This is a genomic window from Sedimenticola sp., assembly GCF_050289425.1.
Classification (GTDB): Bacteria; Pseudomonadota; Gammaproteobacteria; order Chromatiales; family Chromatiaceae; genus Sedimenticola.
On record NZ_JBNKFS010000008.1, the window covers coordinates 97,374 to 114,379 of the forward strand.

Sequence of the window (17,006 nt, forward strand, 5' to 3'; positions counted from 1 at the left end):
ATGGACCCTCCAGTCAGGTATTGGCAGAACACCCCTTTAATCGTGGAGCAATACCTCTCCACTTTGAAGAGGGGTGGGTCCATTCCATTTGTTAATCGGCCTTGCCGGAGAGTCCAGCAGATTTGCCCCGCCGCCACTTTTTTTTCGTACGCTGATAAAACCGTGGACGGTTTTAATCAGCGCTTCCATAAAGAGTATCAGCTTTACAGCCGGTTCCTTACCGATCCGTTCCGAAGACGTGCCGCCGTTGGAGTTTTTCCCCCACCTGGCGTTATCTGCACGGGGGCAGGCCCTTCGTAATATTAGATTGATAATAATTTCAGCGCATAAAACGGGGATTGGGCAGCCGGATAAAGGGTGTAAATATTGCGCAGCAGCAGCGGCTGCAGCGCCTGTTATTACTGAATTCAGCACTTCCTTATCTACTTATTTGCTGCGAATGCAACATAGCTTTTTTTAATTGTTGCAAAGCGAATTCTGATTATCGTCGCCGCAAATCCAGGTCTACGATGTGTCCGTTTGCCAGTGTTAGGTTCGGTTTTTTCAGCGTAAGCCGACCCGTTACTTGCTGTGACCCTTCCAATCAGACACTGCAGGAATCTCTGCCTGGCAAGCAGTTGCCGGGTTATATAGACATCACCATAACAAAAATGGCCCGGCCTTAAATCAAAAACGATTTTTGGAGGTACACATGACATCGGGTCTTGTTTTTGCACTGTTATGCGCCGTGGGGGCTATCGCCTACGGCGTCTACTCCATCCGCTGGCTACTGGCCAAGCCGGAGGGGTCGGAAGAGATGCGCAGCATCAGTATGGCGATTCAGGAGGGCGCGTCGGCGTATCTGAATCGTCAATACATGGCGATCAGCATTGTCGGAGTGATCCTGTTCGGGGTGATCTACGGGCTGCTCAACTCCACCACCGCGTTTGGTTTCGCGATCGGCGCCATCTTCTCCGGGTTGGCCGGCTATATCGGTATGAATATCTCGGTACGGGCCAATTCGCGTACCACCGAGGCGGCCAAGACCGGTCTCAATGCGGCCCTGGCGGTAGCCTTCCGCGGAGGCGCCATTACTGGCCTGCTGGTGGTGGGTCTCGGCCTGCTGGCGGTGGCCGGTTTCTATGGCTGGCTACTCAACATGACCCCGGCCGGTGAAAGCGTCAATCTTGCGCCGCTGATCGGTCTGGCGTTCGGTGGATCGCTGATCTCCATCTTCGCCCGACTCGGTGGCGGCATCTTCACCAAGGGCGCCGATGTGGGCGCGGATCTGGTGGGCAAGGTGGAAGCGGGTATCCCCGAGGATGATCCCCGCAACCCGGCGGTGATCGCGGATAACGTGGGCGACAATGTAGGTGACTGCGCCGGCATGGCGGCCGATCTGTTCGAAACCTATGCCGTCACCACTATCGCCACCATGATGTTGGGTGCACTGGTCTTTGCCGATAATCCCAACGCCGCGCTGTTGCCGCTGGTATTAGGCGGTATCTCTATCATCACCTCCATCATCGGTACCTTCTTTGTGTCGGTAAGGGATGGCGGCAAGATCATGAACGCCCTGTATCGTGCCCTGGGTGTTTCAGCCATCCTCTCGGCGCTCGCTTTCTACCCGGTGACCCAGTGGTTGATGGGCAGCGATACCACCTATGCGGTAATGGACCTGTACGGGGCGGCGCTGATCGGGTTGATCATTACCGCGGCACTGGTGATGATTACCGATTACTATACCTCGACCGATTATAAGCCGGTGCGGTTGCTGGCGGCGGCTTCCACCACCGGCCACGGTACCAACATCATTGCCGGATTGGCGCTCTCCATGCGTTCCACGGCGGCGCCGCTGGTGGTGATCTGTGCCGGTATCCTGATCTCTTACAGCATGGCCGGGTTGTACGGCATCTCTATTGCCGCCACCTCCATGTTGTCGATGACCGGGATTATTGTCGCCATCGATGCCTACGGGCCAATCACCGATAACGCCGGTGGTATCGCCGAGATGGCCAACCTGCCCAACGAGATCCGTAACACCACCGATGAGCTGGATGCCGTGGGCAACACCACCAAGGCGGTGACCAAGGGTTACGCTATCGGTTCCGCGGCCCTGGCTGCTTTAGTGCTGTTCGCTGACTATACCCGGGAATTGGCCCATCACACCGGCCACGCCCTGACCTTCGATCTCTCCAACCATCTGGTGATTGTTGGATTGTTCATCGGCGGCTTGGTGCCCTACCTGTTCGGTGCTATGGCGATGGAGGCAGTGGGTCGCGCCGCCGGCGGTATCGTACGCGAGGTACGGCGTCAGTTCCGGGAGATCCCCGGCATCATGGACGGTACAGCGAAACCGGACTACTCCCGTGCCGTCGACATGCTGACCAAGTCGGCGATCAAGGAGATGGTACTGCCCTCGCTGCTGCCGATCGCCGTCCCCCTGGCGGTGGGTTTGCTGCTCGGTCCCCAGGCGCTGGGTGGTGTGCTGCTTGGCTCTATTATCACCGGGCTATTCGTCGCCATCTCCATGACCACCGGTGGTGGTGCCTGGGATAATGCGAAGAAGTTTATCGAAGATGACAACCATGGTGGCAAGGGTTCCGAGGCGCACAAAGCGTCGGTTACCGGGGATACCGTGGGCGATCCCTACAAGGACACCGCCGGTCCCGCTATCAATCCGTTGATCAAGATCATTAACATCGTGGCGCTGATGATCGTACCGTTAATGTAATCGCATTCCGGCGGAGCCTGGCCGGGTATTCACCCGGCCATCGCTTCCCGAACAGGAGAAAAAACCATGGCAAAAGTCAGAATTCAGTTGGCACCGGAGATCGAATTCAAAATGGAATTGGAAGTGCCGGAAGTGGATGCCGGCACACGGGACTACGATGTACAACAACACAAAACCGAAATCTATGCGGAGTTTGAGCGTAGATTGAAGGAAGCTTTTCCAGAGGGATACCGGATGCACACCTTTGAGTTCGGCCTGGATACCGGCTGGCACGAAGCGCTGGCGGAAGAGTAACCCCACCCCAATGCCTGTCTGTCGTGCGTGTGTCGACAGACAGGCGATCCTTCATTACCTAGTTGCTTGTCCGTAAATGGCTGCGGCACTCAGCCTCCCTCCTGGCTGACCGGATCGATGCGTGCGTCGGTTTTTTACTTTTCCAGCACAGTCTCCCAAACTGCATTGATTCACTGCGCCAGTCGCGCTAGGCTATTAAACAAACGTTTAAATAGAGAGGGTGAGATCTGAGTGGTTAAATCGACGGGTAAGCCGGGTCGCCGGACGGCCAAAGATGGAGAACCGTCAACCCGCACGATGCTGCTGAAAACGGCCCGACGCCTATTTGCTCGCGACGGCTATCAAGCCGTGTCGGTCCGTCGACTGGCCCAGGAGGCCGGTGTCAATCCAGCCATGGTTCACTACCACTTCCGTAACAAGGAGGGGCTGTATCTGGCGGTCATTGAGGAGACCGCGTCACCACTGTTGCAACGCCTTGCCACCCTGGTTGCCGATGGCCCCTTAAGTCAGGCGGCCCTGGAGGATTTGCTGCACAGTTACCTACGGTTGCTACAACGGGAGAGTTGGCTGCCGCCCCTGGTAACCCGTGAAGTGTTGTTGCGTGATGGCCCGTTGCAGAATGCCTTCAGCAGCCAGATCGCCAGCCAAATGGCGAAAGGGCTAATGGATGCGGTGGCGCACTCACCGGCGGCACAGAACCGTGGTGTCGAGCTGACGGCCCTGTCGGTGTTGGCCATGGCGTTGTTTCCGTTTATCGGCCGTTCCGTGGTGAAGCGGGTATGGGGAATCAGTCTGGATGAACAGTATGCGGAACAGATGGCGAGCCATATTTCCGCATTGATTTTTGCTCAGGATGGACAGGAGGAGTCCGTGTGAAAAAATCGCTGCTGGTCGTACCGTTAATCGCCGCGCTGGCGGTTGCCGGCTGGTATGGATGGACCAAAATTCGTGCACCGGCGCCGGCCGATGGGTTGCACCTGTACGGCAATATCGAGGTGCGTCTGGTCAATCTGGCGTTCAATGCCAGTGGCCGTATCCTGGAAATGCGCGTAGCCGAAGGTGCCCGGGTGGAGCCGGGACAACCGCTGGCGCGGCTGGAGACCAACCGGTTGCAGGCGCTGCGCGATGCCGCGGCCGCACGGGTCGAGGCACAGCGGCAGCAGGTGAATGCCCTGCTAGCCGGTAGCCGCCCGGAAGAGATCGATAAACTCCGTGCCGAACTGCTGGAGGCCCGGGCTCAGTCCCTGAACGCCCGGCGCAGTCGCCAGCGACAGCAGGATCTGGCCCAGAAGGGGTTGGCTTCTCCGCAGGACCTGGACAATGCCGAGACGGTGGCGGAGGCCGCCGCGGCCAAGGTGCAGGCGGTGCAGGCGGCCCTGGACCTGGCCACAGCCGGCCCGCGTGCCGAGGATGTGGCGGCCGCCAAGGCGACACTGAGTGCCCTGCAAGCCGACCTGACATTGGCCGAGCGCAATCTGTCCGAGGCGGTACTCGCCTCCCCGGCGGCCGGTGTGATCCAGAGCCGCATACTGGAACCGGGTGATATGGCGTCTCCGCAACGTCCGGTCTATACCCTGGCGCTGACCGAACCCTTATGGGCACGGGTCTATGTGGATGGGCCCAATCTGGGAAAGATCCGCCAGGGCATGCCGGCGCAGGTCAGCAGCGACAGTTTCCCCGGCAAGCGTTATCCGGGCTGGATCGGCTACATTTCGCCCAGCGCCGAATTCACCCCGAAACAGGTGCAGACCGAAGAGGTACGGGCCGATCTGGTCTATCAGATCCATGTGTTCGTCTGCAATCCCCAGGAGGAGCTGCGGCTGGGGATGCCGGTGACCGTGACGCTGGATCTGGAACAGCCGTCGCTGACCACGCCTGGCTGCGGCCAATAGGCAATCTCTGATGTCCATTCCGGTCATGGAAACGACAGCGCTGAGCAAGGCGTTTCGCTTACCCGGACGTGTAGAGCAAGCCTTGTCCGAGGTCAGCCTGCAAGTGGCGGCGGGTGTGGTCACCGGGTTGATCGGACCGGACGGTGCCGGCAAGACCACCTTGATGCGACTGGCCGCCGGCCTGTTGCTGCCGGATGCCGGCAGCGTGCGCGTGCTGGGACACGATGCCAGTCGTGAATCGTTGGCGGTGCAATCGCAGATCGGCTATATGCCGCAACGCTTCGGCCTGTATGAAGATCTCTCGGTGATGGAGAATCTGGACCTCTACGCCGATCTGCAGAGCGTCACCCCGACCGAACGACTGGCGCGCTATGAGGAGTTGCTCAACATGACCGGCCTGGGCCGGTTCACCCGGCGTCTGGCCGGCCAGTTGTCCGGTGGCATGAAACAGAAGTTGGGTCTCGCTTGTACCCTGGTACGCTCACCCCGTCTGTTGCTGCTGGATGAACCGACTGTTGGGGTGGACCCGGTGTCACGTCGCGAGTTGTGGTCAATCGTCTACCGCCTGGTAGAACAGGAGGGGATGAGCGTGCTGCTCAGCACCGCCTACCTGGATGAGGCCGAGCGTTGTGCGGAAGTGATTCTGCTGCATCAGGGACGCGTGGTGGGACAGGACCGTCCGGCGGCTTTCAGTGAACCCTTGCGTGGAAGGAGCTTTCGGGTACATCAGCCGCATGTGTTGCCGCGTCGATTGCAATCTCGCCTGGCGAGGTTACCGGATGTGTTCGATGCCACCGTGCAGGGCGAGGCGGTACGGCTGGTTATGCAGCACGCCCAGGCCCCACGGCTGGAGGGGGAGGAGTGGGCGCAAGCGATTTGCGAAGCGGTGCCGCCCCGCTTTGAAGACGGTTTCATCGATCTGTTGCGCGGCACGGAGTCGTTACAACAGAACCTGCGCCCCGTATCCCACACCGTACCGGCGGGTAAGGCGATTACCGTTTCCGGTCTGACCCGGCGGTTTGGTGATTTTGTTGCCGTCAGGGAGGTCAGTTTTGATGTGGCGGCCGGCGAAGTATTCGGTCTGCTGGGTGCCAACGGCGCCGGTAAGACCACCACTTTCCGCATGCTGTGCGGCCTGTTGCCGGTGAGCGGTGGCGAGCTCAGTGTGGCCGGGGTCGATCTGCGCCGGGCCGCCGCCACCGCGCGTGCCCGTATCGGTTATATGTCGCAGAAATTCTCGCTCTATGAAAATCTCACGGTGCAGCAGAATCTGGAGTTTTTCAGTAAGGCCTATGGGCTGCGCGGGGCACACCGCCGAGCCCGTCTGGAGTGGGCGCTGGATGAGCTGGATTTGGCGGCTTTCATCGGTGCCGCCAGCGGGGATTTGTCGCTCGGCTATAAGCAGCGCCTGGCGCTCGCCTGCGCACTGATGCATGAACCGGATATCCTGTTCCTGGATGAACCCACCTCCGGTGTGGATCCGTTGGCGCGCCGTGAATTCTGGTCCCACATCAATGCCCTGGCCGACGCCGGGGTGGCGGTATTGGTTACCACCCATTTTATGGAAGAGGCGGAGTATTGCGACCGCTTGGCCATCATGGCGGCCGGCGAGATCCTGGCGTTGGGCACACCGGCCGAGGTGAAGGCGCAATCGCTTGGAGTGGAGGGCCGGTCGGCGACCATGGAAGCCGCCTTTATCGCCTTGATTGAAGGGAGGGAGGTGGCATGAACCGGCGCGTCCGCGGTTTGCTGCGCAAAGAGTTTCTGCAAGTATTGCGTGATCCCAGCAGTATTGCGATCGCCTTCCTGATGCCGGCTATTCTACTGCTGCTGTTTGGTTACGGCGTGTCGATGGACGCCAAGCATGTTCCCCTGGGACTGGTGGTGGAACAGCCGAGTGCCGAGGCGGAGAGTTTTATCGGGGTGTTTCAACATTCGCACTACTTTACCCCGCAACGCTTCGCGGATCGGGCCAGCGCGCAGCAGGCGCTGGGTGCCGGTCGGTTGGATGGCGTGGTGGTGGTGCCGGGTGACTTCGCCGCCCGTCTGCGTGGCGAGCAGGGTGCCCCGATTCAGTTGATCGTCAATGGCGTCAACGCCAATTCGGCCCGCTTGCTGCAAGGTTACGTGGAGGGGGCCTGGCGCAATTGGCTGGAGAGGGAACTGGGTGCCAGAGCTTTGCCATTGGATCAGCCGGTGATGATGCAGCCGCGTATCTGGTTCAATCCGGGCTTGCGCAGTCGCAATTATCTGGTACCCGGTCTGGTGGCGATCAACATGACGCTGGTGGGGGCATTGTTGACGGCGCTGGTGATGGCTCGGGAGTGGGAGCGCGGCACCCTGGAGGCGATGATGGTGACGCCGGTCACCATGTTTGAGCTATTGATCGGCAAAGTGCTGCCCTACTTCGTTCTCGGTATGGGCGGCATGGCGCTCTCCGTCGCCATGGCGCTGTGGCTATTCGAAGTGCCGTTGCGTGGCTCGTTCTGGGTGTTGACCGCCTGTTCGGCGCTGTTTTTGTTGGTGGCGCTGGGTATGGGTCTGCTGATTTCCGTGACTACCCGCAACCAGTTTGTGGCCGGCATGATCGCCATTATTGCCACCTTCCTGCCGGCTTTTCTGCTCTCCGGCATGCTGTTCGATATCGACTCCATGCCGGCCGTGGTGCAAGTGATCACCCACCTGGTGGCGGCACGCTATTTTGTGGCGATTCTGCAGACGTTGTTCCTGGCCGGTAATGTCTGGGGAGTGATTATCCCCAATGCCCTGGCGTTGTTGCTGATGGCGATACTGTTTCTCGGTTTGGCGCGCCGGCGCATGCACAAGCATCTGGAGTGACGACGATGTGGCAACGGATTCTGGCACTGGTGGTGAAGGAGTTTCTGAGCCTGTTCAAGGACAAGAAAAGTCGTATGGCCACCATCGTTCCGCCGCTGATCCAGTTACTGGTATTCGGCTACGCGGCGTCGTTTGATCTGAACAACGTGCCCTATGCGGTCTACGACCGGGACCAGGGCGCGGCGGGCCGGGAGCTGGTGGCGGCGTTTTCCGGTTCCCCCAGTTTTGATTTGCAACACATTGTGCAGCAGCAGGGTGAAATAACCGGACTGCTCGACAACCGTGAAGTGTTATTGGTGCTGCAGTTGGAGCCGCGCTTTAGTGAAAAGCTGGCCGCCGGGGAACCGGCCGCCGTGCAGGTGTTGGTGGATGGGCGAAATTCCAACACCGCGCAGATTGCGGTCAACTATGCGAGTACGGTGATCAGTGATTTTAATCAACAGTGGATGGCGCGGCACGGCTTGTCCGCACCGCCAGCCCACCTGGTCAGTCACGCCTGGTTCAACCCGAATCTGGAGAGTCGCTGGTTTTTTATCCCCGGCCTGGTGGGTTTGCTGACCCTGGTAGTCACCATGGTGGTGACTTCCCTGTCGGTGGCGCGGGAGCGGGAACAGGGAACTTTCGACCAACTGCTGGTGACGCCGCTAAGGCCGTTCGAGATTTTGATCGGCAAGGCGACTCCCGGTTTTGTGGTGGGGATGGTGGAAGGCAGCGTGGTGATCCTGGTGGCCCAGTTCTGGTTCGGCGTGCCGCTGGTCGGTCAACTGGTTGTGCTTTACTTGGGTTTGGTGCTGTTCCTGCTGGCCGCTATCGGCATCGGCCTGGCCATCTCTTCCCTGGCGGTCACCCTGCAGCAGGCGCTGCTGGGCGGATTTCTATTCATGGTGCCGGCCGTCATCCTGTCCGGTTTCGCCACCCCTATCGCCAACATGCCCGATGCGGTGCAGATGCTGACCCTGCTGGATCCGCTACGCTACTTCCTGGTCGTGCTGCGGGGGGTATTTCTGCAAGGCACGCCGCTCTCTGTGCTGGTGCATGAGCTGTGGCCGCTGGCGTTGATCGCCCTCTTCACCCTGAGCGCCGCCGCCTGGCTGTTCCGTCATCGTATGTATTGAGCGCTGCTTACTCAGGATAGGGGGTTTGGTATGCCGCGGCCGCCTGTTTCAGCCAGACACCCTCACGAGGTACACTAAGCGGCTGAATCATTCTTATTCCGAGTAACCATGTTCTATTCCGATAGCTATGAGGTGATTGTGGTGGGCGGCGGTCACGCCGGTACCGAAGCGGCCTTGGCGGCGGCCCGTATGGGCGCGCGTACCCTGCTGCTGAGCCACAACATCGAAACCCTGGGTCAGATGAGTTGCAATCCGGCCATCGGCGGTATCGGCAAAGGGCATCTGGTCAAGGAGGTGGATGCGCTGGGCGGCATCATGGCCCGGGCCACCGATCGGGGCGGTATCCAGTTTCGCATCCTCAACGCCAGCAAGGGGCCGGCGGTGCGCGCCATCCGCGCCCAGGCGGATCGGGTGCGCTACAAGGCGGCGATTCGTTTCGCCCTGGAGAACCAGCCCAACCTGGATCTGTTCCAGCAGGCGGTGGATGATCTGATCGTCGAAAATGAGCGGGTCGTCGGGGTGGTGACCCAGATGGGCCTCAAGTTTCGCGCCCAGGCGGTGGTCCTCACAACCGGCACCTTTCTCGGCGGCCGTATCCATATTGGACTCAATAACTATGAAGGTGGACGGGCCGGCGATCCCCCGGCGAACGCCCTCTCCAAGCGGTTGCGTGAGCTGCCGTTCAATGTATCGCGATTGAAGACCGGCACCCCACCGCGCATCGATAGCCGCACGATCGACTATTCGCGGTTGGCGGAACAACCGGGGGATGATCCGGCTCCGGTGTTCTCCTTCATGGGTTCGCGCGACGAACATCCGCGTCAGGTCAGTTGCCACATCACCCACACCAATGAGCGTACCCATGAGATCATTCGTGGCGGACTCTCCCGCTCGCCCATGTACACCGGGGTGATCGAAGGGGTGGGCCCGCGCTACTGCCCCTCGATCGAGGACAAGGTGGTGCGTTTCGCCGACAAGAACGCCCACCAGATCTTCATCGAGCCGGAGGGACTGGAGTGCAACGAGGTCTATCCCAACGGCATCTCCACCTCCCTGCCGTTTGATGTGCAGCTGGAGCTGGTACGCTCCATGGAGGGGTTTGCCGAGGCGCGCATCATGCGGCCCGGTTACGCCATTGAGTACGATTTCTTCGACCCGCGGGATCTGTGCCCCACACTGGAGACCCGCTTTATCGAAGGCCTGTACTTCGCCGGCCAGATCAACGGTACCACCGGCTATGAAGAGGCGGCGGCCCAGGGTTTGCTGGCCGGCCTCAATGCGGTGCTGAAGATCCGTGGCCAAGATGCCTGGTCGCCGCGCCGTGATGAGGCTTATCTGGGCGTGCTGGTGGATGACCTGATCAGCAAAGGGACCCAGGAACCGTACCGTATGTTCACCAGTCGCGCCGAATTCCGCCTGTTATTGCGTGAGGACAATGCCGATCTGCGCCTGACCGAACAGGGGCGCCGGCTGGGATTGGTGACGGATGACCGTTGGCAGCGCTTCGAGCAGAAACGCGAGGCGATCGAGCGGGAGCAGCAGCGGTTACGGGATATCTGGGTGCAGCCCGGCAGTCCGTTGGCCGAACAGGTGACGGCGCTGTTCGACAGTCCCATCTCCAAGGAGACCCGGGCGCTGGACCTGCTGGCCCGTCCCGATGTCGATTATGCCCGGCTCGTCGATTTGCCGGCGTTGGCTCCGACACTGGCTGACGCCGAGGCGGCCGAGCAGTTGGAGATTCAGGCCCGTTACCAGGGTTACATCAAGCGCCAGCAGGTGGAGATCGATCGGCTCAAGGCTAACGAGGCGTTGAAACTACCGGAACATTTTGATTATGCCCAGGTACGTGGCCTCTCCGCTGAGGTGCGGGAAAAGTTGATTAAGCGCCGCCCCGCCACCATCGGTCAGGCGAGCCGCATCCCCGGCCTGACGCCGGCGGCCATCTCCCTGTTGCTGATCCACTTGAAGCGCAAATCATGAATACGTCCCTGGAACGGTGGCCGCAGCAGCTGCGCGACGGATTGCGACAGATGGGGGTGGACCTCTCCGCATCGCAACAGCAACAGTTGCTGGATTATCTCGCCTTGCTGCACAAGTGGAACAAGGCGTTCAATCTGACCGCCATCCGCGATGCCAATGTGATGGTCTCCCGGCAACTGCTGGACAGCCTGTCGATCCTACCGTTCATAAAGGGCCCCCGTATTTTGGACGTGGGCACCGGTCCCGGTTTGCCCGGCATCCCCCTGGCGATAGCGCTACCGGATCAACAGTTTGTCCTGATCGATTCCAACGGAAAGAAGACCCGCTTTGTGCAGCAATCCCTGGTCACCCTGGGGTTGGGCAATGTGGAGGTGGTACGCACCCGGGTGGAAGCGTATCGATCCGACGCGGGGTTTGACACCATCACCTCGCGCGCCTTTGCCGCCCTGCCGAAGATGTTGGAGCTGACCCGGCATCTACTGGACGAGCGGGGCCGGCTGCTGGCGATGAAGGGGACGGTGCCGACGGAGGAGATCGCCGAACTGGAAGCGGACGGTTATGGGGTGGCGGTGGTGCCGCTGCAGGTCCCCAATAGCGACGGCCAGCGACACGCCTTGCTGGTGGAACGGACAGCGACAGCCGGAGGGCGTGATGCAGATCTGGGTTGATGCGGATGCCTGCCCCAATGTGATCAAGGAGATCCTGTTCCGTGCGGCGGAGCGGGTTGAGGTCCCGCTCATCCTGGTGGCCAACCAACCGGTCAGGACACCTCCCTCCCGCTTTATCCGTTCGATTCAGGTGTCGGCCGGCTTCGATGTGGCGGATAATGAGATCATCCGCCAAGTGTCTGCCGGCGATCTGGTGATTACCGCGGATATTCCTCTGGCGTCAGGGGTGATCGATAAAGGGGCGACAGCGCTCAACCCGCGGGGCGAACTCTATACGCGGGAGAATATCCGTGAACGGCTGACAATGCGCAATTTCATGGATGAACTGCGTAGCAGCGGCGTCAATACCGGTGGACCGCCGGCGCTGGATAAGGGTGACCGTCAAGCCTTTGCCAACCAGCTGGATCGGTTTTTGGCCCGGGGAGCGGGCTGACTGGTAAAACGGGTCGACGCCGAATCGGCTGATGCGAACGTCGACCCCCGTTGCCAGGAGGGGTGTTAATCCAGGGTTTCGATATCGGCGCGGAGCTGGTCCAGCTTGCGCTGGATAACTTTTTCCAGGTGCTCGATATCGTTGAGGATACGTTTTTTGAAGTCGGCGACATTCTCTTCATGTTGCACCACCCGGTCCAGCTCATTGGCGAGTTTCTGCATGGTGGGTGAGATTTCGCTGACCTCTTTATATTTGTGGGTGCCGCTGTCTATCTGCACCATCTTTTTAGAGCGACCGTGACGAAACTTCATGCTGTGGGCGAACAATTCACCCTTCTTACGCTTGAAATAGATCTTCAGGATATCCTCATCGCCCTCCTGCCTCAGGGTATAACGTTCAATCTGGTCCAGATCAGTGACACCCAACTCTTTCAGTGTTTCGTACATATATAGTTCCTTGTCGCCTGACAAAATGGCTCTGGGCCGTAGGCCCGTGATGGGTAAATATGCGTTACCGGAGTGAGAACTTCAAGTTGGCCGGATAACGGACACTTATTGGATGATAAGCGAGGCTTGTTCAGGGTGAAAGAGAGGAGTGATAATCTTCACGACACAGATCACGGATCATAGAGATAGAGGGCTGAGTATGACATCGACGACGGCGGGCAAATGCTGGCAGTGCGGCACGGAGTTGTCACTAAGTGAGTATGGCCGAGAAACGGTCTGCCTGAAGTGTGGTAAGCCGACCCGCGTGTGCAGAAATTGTCGCTGGTACGATCCGTCCCGTACCAACCAGTGCCAGGAACCGCTGGCGGAAAAGGTACAGGATAAGACTCGCGCCAACTATTGCGATTTTTTTGAGCCCGCGGCCGACCTCCAGACCGGAACCGGTTCCGGCGATGGGGATCTCCGCCAGGCCGCGGAAGAGCTATTTAAGTGAATCGCGGGCGTCCGATCGGGGCCTTGATACCCGGTTTGCCTATGAATCCGTCGGCAAGTCCCGTCAAAGTTCGTGCATCTGTGGCGCTTTCTGATATTCTGAACGGCCCGTTCGGCTAGCTGGAGCGGGGTGTTTTTGGGGAACCCGGGATGGCCGGGTACAAGCGCGGAAGTGGGCTATGGGTCGAATAATCTGTGTCGCAAATCAGAAAGGTGGGGTCGGCAAGACCACCACGGCGGTCAATCTGGCGGCGTCATTGGCTTCGTTCAGAAAAAAGGTGTTGCTGGTGGATCTGGATCCCCAGGGCAATGCCACCATGGGCTGTGGTGTGGACAAGCACCGGCTCGACAGCTCCAGCTGTGATGTGTTGTTGGGCGAGGCGACATTCAACGATGCCGTGGTCAAGACGCCGTCTGCCGGCTTCGACGTGTTGCCGGCCAATGCCGACCTGACGGCCGCCGAAGTGGGATTGATGAACGTCCCGTTGAAAGAGAAACGCCTGAGCCTGGCTCTGGCCGGGGCTAAGGATCGCTACGATTTTATCGTGATTGACTGCCCCCCTTCCCTCAACATGCTGACGGTCAATGCGCTGGTGGCGGCCGACGGGGTGTTGATCCCGTTACAGTGCGAATACTATGCGCTGGAGGGGCTCTCCGCCCTGATCAATACCATCAAGCAGATCCAGGGAAGCCGCAACAGTCAACTGGTGATCGACGGCATTGTCCGGACCATGCACGACCCCCGCAACAACCTGACCAATGAAGTGTCCGCACAGCTGATCCATCACTTTGGCGATCAAGTGTTCCGCACCATCATTCCACGCAATATCCGCGTGGCCGAGGCGCCCAGCCACGGGTTACCCGTTTTGCTGTATGATAAGGCGTCGCGCGGTGCGGTCTCTTATCTGGCCATGGCCAGCGAACTGATGCGCAGGCATGAGAAACGGGTGGCTGCGCCAGCCTAAACAAGACAAGATTCCGCCGTTTTGCGGCGTGCGTATTTTTCGGAACTGAAACATGGCAGCAAAAAGAAGAGGCCTCGGACGCGGATTGGACGCCCTGCTGGGCAATGCATCTGATAAAGACGAGCAACAGACATCCGAATCCGGTAGTTCAAGTAATAGCCTCACCTCCTTACCGGTCGATCTAATCCGCCGTGGCCGTTACCAGCCGCGACGCGATTTCAATCCGGACAGTCTGCAAGAACTGGCCGATTCCATCGCGGCACAGGGCGTGGTGCAACCGATTGTGGTGCGCCCGGTGGATGGCAATCAATATGAGATCATCGCCGGTGAACGGCGTTGGCGCGCCTCCCAGCAAGCCGGCCTGAGTGAGATCCCGGTGGTGATCCGGGAAGTCAATGATCAGACCGCCATGGCCATGGGGCTGATCGAAAATATCCAGCGGGACGACCTCAATCCGCTGGAAGAGGCCGGTGCCCTGCACCGCCTGCTGAATGAGTTTGAACTGACCCATCAAGAGATTGCCCGGGCGGTGGGCAAATCCCGCACCACGGTGACCAACCTGCTGCGCCTGTTGGAGCTGAATCCCGATGTGAAGACGATGATCGAGGAGGGGCGGATCGAGATGGGCCATGCCCGCGCCCTGCTCGGGTTGAAGGATGCTCTGCAGAGTGAAGCGGCCCGTCAGGTGAGCCTGCAGGGGTTGTCGGTACGGGAAACGGAAAAACTGGTACGCCGCCTGCAGGGCGAATCGGCCGATCCATCCAAGGTCAAAGCGCCGGTGAAAGAGGATCCGAATGTCCGTTCGTTGGAAAACCGCCTCACCGAACAGCTCGGTGCCCGGGTCAAACTGCAACAAGGCAGTGGCGGCAAGGGCAAGTTGGTGATCAGTTACAATAGCCTGGATGAGCTCGACGGAATTCTGGAACATATTCAATAAGTTGCCGGAAAACCTAGGGAAAACCATCAATCAGATTTCGCTTAACCATCATAAAATTTATTTGCCCATCGTTTGACCTTATGCAGCGCAGCATTTATACTGCGCCGGCTTTTTAAGTGCGGTTTTTAACTGCTGGGGATCGTTTTGATGCATCTGGCAGATAAGCGCCAAGCCTATCGCACCGTCCTGGCACAACTAGTGACAACTCTAACTGCAGCCCTGCTTCTGTTGATGGTTGCGGGGGGCGTTTATGCTTATTCCGGGCTGGCGGGGGGCTTGATTGCAACCCTGGCGAATGCCTTCTTCGCCCTTCGGATCTTTGTCCGATATGCCGCCCAGGAGCCGGGTAAATTGCTGGCTCGCTTCTATGGCGCAGAGATTTTAAAACTCGTTTTGACGGGTTTGCTTTTTGCAGGGGTCATCCTCTGGATCAAGCCACTGAGTGTTGGCGCTCTGTTTGGTATCTTTCTGTTGGTACAGCTGATGCCGATCGCGGCGATTCAACTTTTGGATTAAACAACATTATTGGTTATGTGATAGCACAATGGCTGGCGATACCCTTACCTCTAGCGAATACATTAAGCACCATTTGACCAACTTGACCTTCGGTCAGCACCACGATGGTACCTGGGGTCTGGCCCACAGTGCTGCCGAAGCGAAAGAGATGGGTTTCTGGGCCATCAATGTCGACACCATGTTCTGGTCAATTCTGTTGGGTGGCCTGTTCCTCTATTTTGGCAAAAAGATCGCCGATCGGGTGAGCGCAGGGGTTCCTGGCGGTATGCAGAACTTCGCCGAAATGCTGGTGGAATTTGTTGATGACAGCGTGCGTGGCTCCTTCAGCGGCCGTAACCCGATGGTGGCCCCGCTGGCCCTGACCATCTTTGTCTGGATCTTCCTGCAGAACCTGATGGACTTGGTTCCGGTCGATGTGATCCCCCATCTTGCCGGCGTGCTCGGTATTCATTTCATGAAGGTGGTCCCCTCCACCGATCCCAACGGTACCTTCGGTATGGCGATCGGCGTATTCATGCTCACCCTCTACTACAGTATCAAGATCAAGGGTGTGGGTGGCTTCATGGGCGAACTGACCCTGCAGCCCTTCTCCTCAGACAATCCGATCGTGAAACTGCTGTTTATCCCGATCAACTTTATTCTCGAATTCGTCAGCCTTATCGCCAAGCCGATTTCACTGGCACTGCGACTGTTCGGCAACATGTATGCGGGTGAAATGATCTTCATCCTGATCGCCATTATGTACAACGCCGGTGTGGTACTGGGTCTGTTTGGCGGTGTACTGCAGCTGGGCTGGGCGATCTTCCATATCCTTATTATTACACTGCAGGCGTTTATCTTTATGACCCTGACCATTGTTTATCTGGATATGGCGCATAACGACCATTAATTTTTCTTTAAGTGTTTTTTGTTTAACTTTACAACCTCACGACAAACGGGAGATAGAAATGACTGAAGCAACTGCACTGTTGTACATTGCTGGTGCATTGATGATGGGCCTGGGTGCACTGGGCGCCGCAGTCGGTATCGGTGTTCTTGGTGGACGTTTCCTCGAGGGTGCAGCCCGTCAGCCCGAGCTGATTCCCATGCTGCGTACTCAGTTCTTCATCGTTATGGGTCTGGTTGACGCCGTCCCCATGATCGCTGTTGGTTTGGCGATGTACGTCTTGTTCGCGGTTGCTGGATAATTTTGGCTACTCACGAACATACTGACAATCATCTCGTCAAAAGCGAGGTAAATCCGGGATGAACATAAATCTGACTCTTATTGGTCAGCTTCTCTCCTTTGCGGTGTTTGTGTGGTTCACGATGAAGTTCGTCTGGACTCCCATCATGGGCGCACTCGACACCCGTCGTAAGGAGATTGCAGACGGCCTGGCGGCCGCGGAACATGGTCAGCACGAACAGGAGTTGGCTAAGGAACGCGCCAAAGAGGTCATCCGCGAAGCGAAAGGCCAAGCAGCAGAAATCATTAACCAGGCTCAGAAGCGTGCTGCTGAGATCGTCGATGAATCCAAAGGCAATGCACGTTCCGAAAGCGAACGTATCCTTGCCGCTGCCCAGGCGGAGATCGAGCAAGAGACCAATCGTGCTCGTGAACAGCTGCGTCATCAAGTAGCTGAGCTGGCGGTATTGGGTGCAGGCAAGATACTCCGCAAGGAGATCGATGCTACCGCCCATAAGGATATCGTCGAAAACTTGGCTCAACAGATCTAAG

Annotated in this window: 18 protein-coding genes; 17 read left to right on the top strand and 1 reads right to left on the bottom strand. The window is 58.5% G+C overall.

Annotated elements, in window-relative coordinates; translation table 11 throughout:
• Nucleotides 1-691: 691 nt before the first annotated feature.
• The 10 genes from ACQY5R_RS07615 (at nt 692) to ACQY5R_RS07660 (ending at nt 11,933) form a co-directional block, all read left to right on the top strand.
• Nucleotides 692-2,713: a sodium-translocating pyrophosphatase gene (locus ACQY5R_RS07615; RefSeq protein ID WP_428606522.1), complete on the top strand. Its 2,022-nt coding sequence runs from the start codon at nt 692-694 to the stop codon at nt 2,711-2,713.
• A 66-nt stretch (nt 2,714-2,779) separates the two neighbouring features.
• A complete protein-coding gene (locus tag ACQY5R_RS07620; protein ID WP_428606525.1) occupies nt 2,780-3,007 on the top strand; it encodes a hypothetical protein in 228 nt (75 codons plus the stop codon).
• A gap of 231 nt (nt 3,008-3,238) precedes the next feature.
• On the top strand, nt 3,239-3,883 hold the full coding sequence (locus ACQY5R_RS07625; RefSeq protein ID WP_428606527.1) for a TetR/AcrR family transcriptional regulator: 645 nt from the start codon (nt 3,239-3,241) through the stop codon (nt 3,881-3,883).
• Nucleotides 3,880-4,899 carry an HlyD family efflux transporter periplasmic adaptor subunit gene (locus ACQY5R_RS07630; RefSeq protein ID WP_428606529.1) on the top strand — a complete coding sequence of 340 codons (1,020 nt, stop codon included), beginning with the start codon at nt 3,880-3,882 and terminating at the stop codon, nt 4,897-4,899. Before ACQY5R_RS07625 ends, ACQY5R_RS07630 begins: the two co-directional genes overlap by 4 nt.
• A gap of 10 nt (nt 4,900-4,909) precedes the next feature.
• Complete coding sequence (locus ACQY5R_RS07635; RefSeq protein WP_428606531.1) at nt 4,910-6,628, top strand: ATP-binding cassette domain-containing protein; 1,719 nt, start codon at nt 4,910-4,912, stop codon at nt 6,626-6,628.
• The gene (locus ACQY5R_RS07640; protein ID WP_428606533.1) at nt 6,625-7,737 is read left to right on the top strand and encodes an ABC transporter permease; all 1,113 of its coding nucleotides are present in this window, start codon (nt 6,625-6,627) and stop codon (nt 7,735-7,737) included. Before ACQY5R_RS07635 ends, ACQY5R_RS07640 begins: the two co-directional genes overlap by 4 nt.
• A 5-nt stretch (nt 7,738-7,742) precedes the next feature.
• Entirely contained in the window at nt 7,743-8,852 is a 1,110-nt protein-coding gene (locus tag ACQY5R_RS07645) for an ABC transporter permease (RefSeq protein WP_428606536.1), read from the top strand.
• 108 nt (nt 8,853-8,960) lie between these two features.
• Nucleotides 8,961-10,832, top strand: a complete 1,872-nt coding sequence (gene mnmG, locus ACQY5R_RS07650) for a tRNA uridine-5-carboxymethylaminomethyl(34) synthesis enzyme MnmG (RefSeq protein ID WP_428606538.1) — start codon at nt 8,961-8,963, stop codon at nt 10,830-10,832.
• Nucleotides 10,829-11,500, top strand: coding sequence for a 16S rRNA (guanine(527)-N(7))-methyltransferase RsmG (gene rsmG / locus ACQY5R_RS07655; RefSeq protein WP_428606540.1), 672 nt, complete (start codon nt 10,829-10,831; stop codon nt 11,498-11,500). Before mnmG ends, rsmG begins: the two co-directional genes overlap by 4 nt.
• Complete coding sequence (locus ACQY5R_RS07660; protein ID WP_428606542.1) at nt 11,484-11,933, top strand: YaiI/YqxD family protein; 450 nt, start codon at nt 11,484-11,486, stop codon at nt 11,931-11,933. Before rsmG ends, ACQY5R_RS07660 begins: the two co-directional genes overlap by 17 nt.
• 65 nt (nt 11,934-11,998) lie before the next feature.
• Here ACQY5R_RS07660 and ACQY5R_RS07665 read toward each other — a convergent pair whose 3' ends face one another.
• Nucleotides 11,999-12,379 (bottom strand): DUF3461 family protein, encoded by a 381-nt coding sequence (locus ACQY5R_RS07665; protein ID WP_428606545.1) that lies wholly within the window; start codon nt 12,377-12,379, stop codon nt 11,999-12,001.
• A gap of 199 nt (nt 12,380-12,578) precedes the next feature.
• On the opposite strand from ACQY5R_RS07665, the gene ACQY5R_RS07670 reads away from it, so the two are divergent.
• The 7 genes from ACQY5R_RS07670 to ACQY5R_RS07700 all read left to right on the top strand — a co-directional run bounded on the left by ACQY5R_RS07670 (nt 12,579) and on the right by ACQY5R_RS07700 (nt 17,005).
• Nucleotides 12,579-12,872, top strand: coding sequence for a hypothetical protein (locus tag ACQY5R_RS07670; RefSeq protein ID WP_428606548.1), 294 nt, complete (start codon nt 12,579-12,581; stop codon nt 12,870-12,872).
• Between the two features lie 178 nt (nt 12,873-13,050).
• Entirely contained in the window at nt 13,051-13,836 is a 786-nt protein-coding gene (locus ACQY5R_RS07675) for a ParA family protein (RefSeq protein ID WP_428606551.1), read from the top strand.
• Between the two features lie 52 nt (nt 13,837-13,888).
• Entirely contained in the window at nt 13,889-14,773 is an 885-nt protein-coding gene (locus ACQY5R_RS07680; protein ID WP_428606554.1) for a ParB/RepB/Spo0J family partition protein, read from the top strand.
• 147 nt (nt 14,774-14,920) lie between these two features.
• Nucleotides 14,921-15,289: an ATP synthase subunit I gene (locus ACQY5R_RS07685; protein ID WP_428606557.1), complete on the top strand. Its 369-nt coding sequence runs from the start codon at nt 14,921-14,923 to the stop codon at nt 15,287-15,289.
• Nucleotides 15,290-15,317: 28 nt separating this feature from the next.
• Nucleotides 15,318-16,178 (top strand): F0F1 ATP synthase subunit A, encoded by an 861-nt coding sequence (gene atpB / locus ACQY5R_RS07690; protein WP_428606560.1) that lies wholly within the window; start codon nt 15,318-15,320, stop codon nt 16,176-16,178.
• A gap of 58 nt (nt 16,179-16,236) precedes the next feature.
• Nucleotides 16,237-16,476 (top strand): F0F1 ATP synthase subunit C, encoded by a 240-nt coding sequence (gene atpE, locus ACQY5R_RS07695; protein ID WP_046860058.1) that lies wholly within the window; start codon nt 16,237-16,239, stop codon nt 16,474-16,476.
• A gap of 58 nt (nt 16,477-16,534) precedes the next feature.
• Nucleotides 16,535-17,005 (top strand): F0F1 ATP synthase subunit B, encoded by a 471-nt coding sequence (locus ACQY5R_RS07700; RefSeq protein WP_428606563.1) that lies wholly within the window; start codon nt 16,535-16,537, stop codon nt 17,003-17,005.
• The last annotated feature ends 1 nt before the right edge of the window (nt 17,006 follow it).